The organism is Rahnella perminowiae (assembly GCF_019049755.1).
GTDB lineage: Bacteria > Pseudomonadota > Gammaproteobacteria > Enterobacterales > Enterobacteriaceae > Rahnella > Rahnella perminowiae.
The window spans coordinates 1-5,258 of record NZ_JAFMOS010000336.1 but is presented as its reverse complement, the minus strand read 5'-3'; the positions used below and the strand labels follow the sequence as shown (position 1 = coordinate 5,258).

Here is a 5,258-nt window from a genome sequence, read left to right as displayed (position 1 = left end):
ATGTATTTCCTCACTATTTGTAGCGAAATTTTCCTCTGAAAATGTACTCCGCACAAAATCGTGATGATCAATCCATAAAAACGCACCATCTTTTAAGACCTGGCGATACTCTTCTGTGCTCATTGATTCTAAGTCTCAGTCCAAAATAACCCCTATGGGTTTTGATGTCTCGAAATGTAATTGGCATTGCACTTTCCCCTTGAGGTATGTCATTGAGATTTCATTCGCAGTTTTGTGCTTTTTGCTATACCACCTGTACCACATTTCGTTTATCCCAGTGTTGACGTGGCTTGCAGCTGGTACAGGTAGGTAAAACAGACCTAAACCGACCTGTACCACCTATCCCAACATTGCCCTTAAAACGGTATAGGTGGTATAGGTCTGGTATAGGTTAATAAATGACCTGTACCATATATAAATCCTTACAGCGCAATGTGTTCACGCTGTGTGGTACAGGTGGTACAGGTCTTTCCTCGTACATGTGTTATGAGATAAATACCATCGCCGCATCTTCGCCGATAAGCCCGGCAAACCTTTCCTGCAGATCTTCCACGGCTGGCACCTCGTAATATTTACCCGGCCCCCTGTCTGAGCGACCGCATACAGGCATATTTAAACGCGCCATGACTTTACCCACTGCTGATCGGGCTGCTGCCTCCGTGAGCTGCTCGCCGTGAGCGTCACACCAGACAGAGAACCGCGTGACTAGATCGGTCGCATAGAGTTTGTCCGTATCCCCAAATGGCTTTCCCTCCCACATCTCGCTGTAGAGATACTGATAAGCCGGTGGAAGGCTGGCTAATTTTTCCTCCACTAGCGCGGCTGTTACAGGTGCCCTGCGGGGATCGAAGCCTGACAGGTCGTAACTGAGCAAATATGCAAGTAGGTGGGAAGCACCCTCCTGATTAATCCAGTGATGTAGCTGGTCAAAATAGCCTTTGTTCTGCGCCTTGATTCCGTCAGGTTCAAGTACCAGGTAACGCCGCTCACGCATACCGGCCCGTATAACTCGCTCGTGATTGCTGGCAAAAACAAAACGGGCATAGTTCGGCATGGGTTCCGGGTCTTTCCCCTTTCGTTCCAGGTTAATGGTTGGTTCACTGATAATCGCTTTAAGCCTGTCAGCAGCGCGGCTGTCAGTCAGTTCCGCCTCATCCACAAACACAAACAACTTATTGGCGATCGTGCCATTAAATCGGCCCGCTATTTGCCCGGGGCCATTTACCTGAATGCCGTACATTCCCAATATTTCGAGAAGAGGTTTTACCATTGAGCCTTTGCCGGTCCCCTCTATCGACTTCATCACCACGGCCACAGAGGGTTTTTCCTGGGGTTTCTGAAATAAATGCGCCAGCCACCCGACCAGATATTTGTAAGCCTCGCCGTTACCTGCACAGATAACATCTCGCAGATGATCGAGATATGGGCTGCATTCACCGTGAGTTGGGGCAACTGACAACCCGCTGAATAGGTTGTAGACGCCGGACGGACATAGAGGGGGATTTGGATAGAACCCCACACCATCAAGCCTTTTGGAATGACCTGGCCATTGTAGCCACGCCTCACCCAGCTTGCGGCCAGCGACCCTTCCAACATCCAGAAAATTATTCCTGAATGAGTTGAGAGTTTGGAAGGCGTGAGTCTCTCCGGTAACTGGATTGGCTCGCATGCTAGCCACGTGGTGATCCCCAAATGCCAGAACGTGCGTATAGGTGGCGTTCAGCCTTTCCAATTTATCAACATCATCACTGCTAACGGTGGTTCCATCTCCCAGCTTACGGCGGTCAATCTGTGCCGCTGGCAATGTTGTCGGCGGGAATAATCGATTTATGCGGTTACTATCGGATAACGCATCGTTGAGATCAGATTGGTCGATAAACTCCAAAACAACGCCTTCCCGCTTTTCTCTGGCCTTCTCAGGCTTGCGGTTTGAAAAGTAACCATTGTCAGTAAGCCATTCAGGAGTAACGCCACTGCCTACCGACAGTGAACGCATCTTGATAGCCAGGCCACCCAAGGGGCTCAGTGGATCATGCCTTTGCATCGCTGCAGACGCATCCTCGGGCATTATTGGCCTTCCGACTACCCACAAATACACGCAGGAAAAAAGCGCATCCGACCAGTCGAGTTTTTGTTTTGCCCCTAATGTCATAGTTTCGGCCTCGCTGACATAGTGAATTTACCGATCAGCGGGTGGAACCAGTACTTACTCCGGCACTGCCGTTTTGCCCCTTTGATGATGATCCGCGCCGCCTCGCGAAATTTGGCTTCATGCACCGCATAGCTGGTGCCATGACGGACAATCAGCACGCCGCTGTTACGCGCCAGCTCTTCGGCCTTCTTGGTTGAAATCCCCATCTCAGCGGCCATCGTGGTGAGCGGTGCCATGCCTTCCGGGCAGGCGTCTTTACGAGACATTGCCGCCAGCGCCAGCTCGAGGGCAGCAACACGTTTTTCCAGCTCGTTAAATTTGATTGGGCTGATCATTTTGTTGCCCCCCGGCGTTTTAATTCGTAATCGGCGTTCTCACGGTTCTGATCAAGGGCCTGCATCAATCGTGGCAAGTGCTTCAAAGCGCTACTTAACCCCATCATGTCTCTTCGGCATTCTTCATCTGAATATTCGTCACTATCACAAGCTTCCATGGACAAGCAGCCCAGTGTGGTGAGTGCGAAAACTATTCCTGATGCAGCGTCCCCACAGTTGTTTTTGTAATCAGTAAGTGCTTCCTGGGAGAGGTTTTTGAGTAGGTCAGAGCTACCAACAACCGCATGGTAGATATCACGCATGATCCACCTCAAGCAATGCAGCTAAGGCACGTTCCAGCGAACAGTTAACAGCCTCAATGGCTTCCTGAGCATCGCCGGGTTCAACGTCATTCAGTACCAGACGAAGAATAGCTTTGGAGTGGATAAGCTCAGTGATTGCAACTTCCTGAGGATTCAACTTAAGCATGGTGGGCCTCCACTGAGTCGAGAGCCTGGGCCAGCTCGCGCGCCCGGACCAAAGCAATATCTATCAGCAAAAGTGCGGTTTGTTGCTCCTCTTCGACGTTGTCTTTCATCAAAAGGGATGCAGCCAGCAGGGTCGCAATGCTTCTGATTTCATCAGGGGCATCCAACATAGTGAGCTTATGCATGTTGCACCCCCTGAACAGGCAGGCGGCCAGCAAAGACCATCACGCAGCCAGCTGGTGACTGATCCCGGGCTTCGCGTTCAGTAGTGGCATCAATGTGAATTACGCTGCAGGTTCTGGCATCAAGCGCCAGAAAACGCCATGTGAATTTAGGGTTAGTTTGGGTATGCTGTGATCCAGCCATAATCGTTACTCCAGTTAACGGTTTGGTAAGACGCCTCGGTACTGCTCTAACAGTCCGAGGCGTTGCCTTTTGGTATGCACCTGTCATACACTTGATTACCATTTCAAAGTAATCAGGTGTCAACCAAATGTCAACCGTCGAAATCAAAGGTAAGGGCAACAAGCAGATCGCATTACGTGTGGAACCAGGCTTAGAAGAAGGCATTAAGAAAGCACTGGCGCAGGATGGGGATGCATCTGTATCGGCATGGATTAAGCGAATTATCCGCAAAGAGCTGCAATCACGCGGCATCGAGCCAAAGGTCTGATTTTCTGAAGGAGATAATATAATGAGCTGGCTGCTACATTCCCTCCCAGGTCGCATTTTCATTGCACTAATCATTCTATGGATTTTGTACCACACAGGGTTGTTCGATTCGCTTATGGCACCTGACTGCTCCGTTAACCCTGGCGACGTGCTGAAAGGCTGTAAAAATGGCTGATCAGCCAGTTTCTCGGCCAGCCAGGTATCAGCGGAGTTTTCCGCTGATTGGAGATCTCCCGAAAAGTTGGGAGATATGGCAGCGCTCCGTTGGGGCACACCCTCAGCCTCTACGTTCGCTATTGGGGGTATGAGCCAATGGCGCACACCCTCGATATGGAGAGAGTTGCAGATTTGCAACTCGGTTTGGAACCGCGCCATTGCCGCAGTTACCGAGGGGGATATTCCCCCCGCGGTCAGCCTTGGCGGAGATTTCCCGTAGTTAACAGCGCCAGCACTCCGGCTTAGGTTGACCAGGCTGATCGCTGTGTTATTCTCTTCAGTGACATTTGTGAAGTAACTTAGGCGGCCCTGCAAGGCCGCTTTTGTTTTATTCAGCGCCAGCATTTGGTATCTCCTGCAACATCCCGCCTGCGATCAACTTTTTCGTTAACCACTGCTCACCTTTTCCCGTCAACATCGTTGTGAAAGAAGCTCTTACCTCACCATTCGTCTCATATGTACCCTGACGAACGGCAAAATAACCGCTATCGATATAACGCTGCATTGGCAAGTTGTGACGCTGGCCACCGCCGATTAGAACCCCCTGCTGACGCATCCATTCAAAGAGTTTGATAGGACCAAGGCCGACGGTTTTGGCGTAATTAGGGATTGAAATACCTCTACCGATCTCAGCCACTCGATCCGCAAAACTTACCTTCGGCACCGCGGCCGCCAGTTGAACTTCGAGATGACTGGCCTTTTCTGACAGATCAGCAGCAAGACGTAAAGCCTCTGGCAGTGAATGGGGGACAGCAATTACTGCCTTTGCCTGGCGTTCGCACTGGATAAAGTAACGGCGCACCTCCCGTCCCTTATCGTTACGCTCAACCATCGCAAGTTCTTTACCCATGTCGATACTGATCAGGTAATCATGCTCAATTTGTTGGCGATATTTTGTGCTCCCCGAAACGGGGGCGCTCAAATGTTCCACCACGACAAAATCTATGCCAGCGGTAAAACCATACTGGCTGATACGCCCTTTGATCCAGGTAGTGAAATCTCTGCCAACGCAAAGAAACGCATGGAGTTGTTTTGCGCTAACCAGTGATGCAGGGTCACCACCAATATTTCCCGCCATTACCGGGACAAGTTCAATTAGCTTTTGCATGGCGCGCCCCTTACGCCACTTTGCCGATCTGAGATTTTGGCTGGCTATGAACCCAACCATTTACCTCAGAAAGCAACCAGCCTACAGAGCGCCCGCCGAGCTGCCGACGGCATGGAAATTTCCCATTTTTTTCAAGGTTATAGCGGTGCATTCGGCATAAGCCGGTGATTTGACGACATTCGGATTCGCGGATAATGCGTTCAGAACTAAATTGTTGGATGTCCATGAAAAATACCCTTGTATACAGTTGTAAACAGAGGGTATTTTTAATATTCGCTATTTATTTTTGGGTGATATCACTCTAATGG

9 protein-coding genes are annotated in these 5,258 nt (G+C 50.2%); 1 reads left to right on the top strand and 8 read right to left on the bottom strand.

All coding sequences use genetic code 11. The annotated features are described in order from the left end of the window. Nucleotides 1–484: 484 nt before the first annotated feature. Genes J1785_RS03615 through J1785_RS03590 form a run of 6 tightly spaced genes read right to left on the bottom strand, consistent with a single transcriptional unit; the run spans nucleotide 485 to nucleotide 3,320 of the window. The gene (locus tag J1785_RS03615; protein ID WP_217218836.1) at nucleotides 485–2,152 is read right to left on the bottom strand and encodes a DUF5906 domain-containing protein; all 1,668 of its coding nucleotides are present in this window, start codon (nucleotides 2,150–2,152) and stop codon (nucleotides 485–487) included. Further along, nucleotides 2,149–2,487 (bottom strand): hypothetical protein, encoded by a 339-nt coding sequence (locus J1785_RS03610; RefSeq protein WP_217218835.1) that lies wholly within the window; start codon nucleotides 2,485–2,487, stop codon nucleotides 2,149–2,151. The genes J1785_RS03615 and J1785_RS03610 overlap by 4 nt, the downstream gene beginning before the upstream one ends. After that, nucleotides 2,484–2,789: a hypothetical protein gene (locus J1785_RS03605; RefSeq protein ID WP_136376688.1), complete on the bottom strand. Its 306-nt coding sequence runs from the start codon at nucleotides 2,787–2,789 to the stop codon at nucleotides 2,484–2,486. The genes J1785_RS03610 and J1785_RS03605 overlap by 4 nt, the downstream gene beginning before the upstream one ends. Beyond that, the gene (locus J1785_RS03600; protein ID WP_217218834.1) at nucleotides 2,782–2,955 is read right to left on the bottom strand and encodes a hypothetical protein; all 174 of its coding nucleotides are present in this window, start codon (nucleotides 2,953–2,955) and stop codon (nucleotides 2,782–2,784) included. The genes J1785_RS03605 and J1785_RS03600 overlap by 8 nt, the downstream gene beginning before the upstream one ends. After that, nucleotides 2,948–3,139, bottom strand: a complete 192-nt coding sequence (locus J1785_RS03595; protein ID WP_217218833.1) for a hypothetical protein — start codon at nucleotides 3,137–3,139, stop codon at nucleotides 2,948–2,950. The genes J1785_RS03600 and J1785_RS03595 overlap by 8 nt, the downstream gene beginning before the upstream one ends. After that, nucleotides 3,132–3,320, bottom strand: coding sequence for a host cell division inhibitor Icd-like protein (locus tag J1785_RS03590; RefSeq protein WP_217218832.1), 189 nt, complete (start codon nucleotides 3,318–3,320; stop codon nucleotides 3,132–3,134). Before J1785_RS03590 ends, J1785_RS03595 begins: the two co-directional genes overlap by 8 nt. Nucleotides 3,321–3,447: 127 nt before the next feature. On the opposite strand from J1785_RS03590, the gene J1785_RS03585 reads away from it, so the two are divergent. After that, nucleotides 3,448–3,627 carry a hypothetical protein gene (locus tag J1785_RS03585; protein WP_217218831.1) on the top strand — a complete coding sequence of 60 codons (180 nt, stop codon included), beginning with the start codon at nucleotides 3,448–3,450 and terminating at the stop codon, nucleotides 3,625–3,627. A 543-nt stretch (nucleotides 3,628–4,170) separates the two neighbouring features. On the opposite strand, the gene J1785_RS03580 is transcribed toward J1785_RS03585, so the two are convergent. After that, a complete protein-coding gene (locus J1785_RS03580; RefSeq protein ID WP_238483062.1) occupies nucleotides 4,171–4,950 on the bottom strand; it encodes a phage antirepressor KilAC domain-containing protein in 780 nt (259 codons plus the stop codon). Between the two features lie 10 nt (nucleotides 4,951–4,960). Continuing rightward, entirely contained in the window at nucleotides 4,961–5,176 is a 216-nt protein-coding gene (locus J1785_RS03575) for a helix-turn-helix transcriptional regulator (protein WP_217218829.1), read from the bottom strand. Nucleotides 5,177–5,258: the final 82 nt, after the last annotated feature.

Excerpts from the sequence above, each read along its gene's own strand:
- J1785_RS03615 (WP_217218836.1), bottom strand. The coding sequence starts at position 2,152 with ATGACATTAGGGGCAAAACAAAAACTCGACTGGTCGGATGCGCTTTTT.
- J1785_RS03610 (WP_217218835.1), bottom strand. The coding sequence starts at position 2,487 with ATGATCAGCCCAATCAAATTTAACGAGCTGGAAAAACGTGTTGCTGCC.
- J1785_RS03605 (WP_136376688.1), bottom strand. The coding sequence starts at position 2,789 with ATGCGTGATATCTACCATGCGGTTGTTGGTAGCTCTGACCTACTCAAA.
- J1785_RS03600 (WP_217218834.1), bottom strand. The coding sequence starts at position 2,955 with ATGCTTAAGTTGAATCCTCAGGAAGTTGCAATCACTGAGCTTATCCAC.
- J1785_RS03595 (WP_217218833.1), bottom strand. The coding sequence starts at position 3,139 with ATGCATAAGCTCACTATGTTGGATGCCCCTGATGAAATCAGAAGCATT.
- J1785_RS03590 (WP_217218832.1), bottom strand. The coding sequence starts at position 3,320 with ATGGCTGGATCACAGCATACCCAAACTAACCCTAAATTCACATGGCGT.
- J1785_RS03585 (WP_217218831.1), top strand. The coding sequence starts at position 3,448 with ATGTCAACCGTCGAAATCAAAGGTAAGGGCAACAAGCAGATCGCATTA.
- J1785_RS03580 (WP_238483062.1), bottom strand. The coding sequence starts at position 4,950 with ATGCAAAAGCTAATTGAACTTGTCCCGGTAATGGCGGGAAATATTGGT.
- J1785_RS03575 (WP_217218829.1), bottom strand. The coding sequence starts at position 5,176 with ATGGACATCCAACAATTTAGTTCTGAACGCATTATCCGCGAATCCGAA.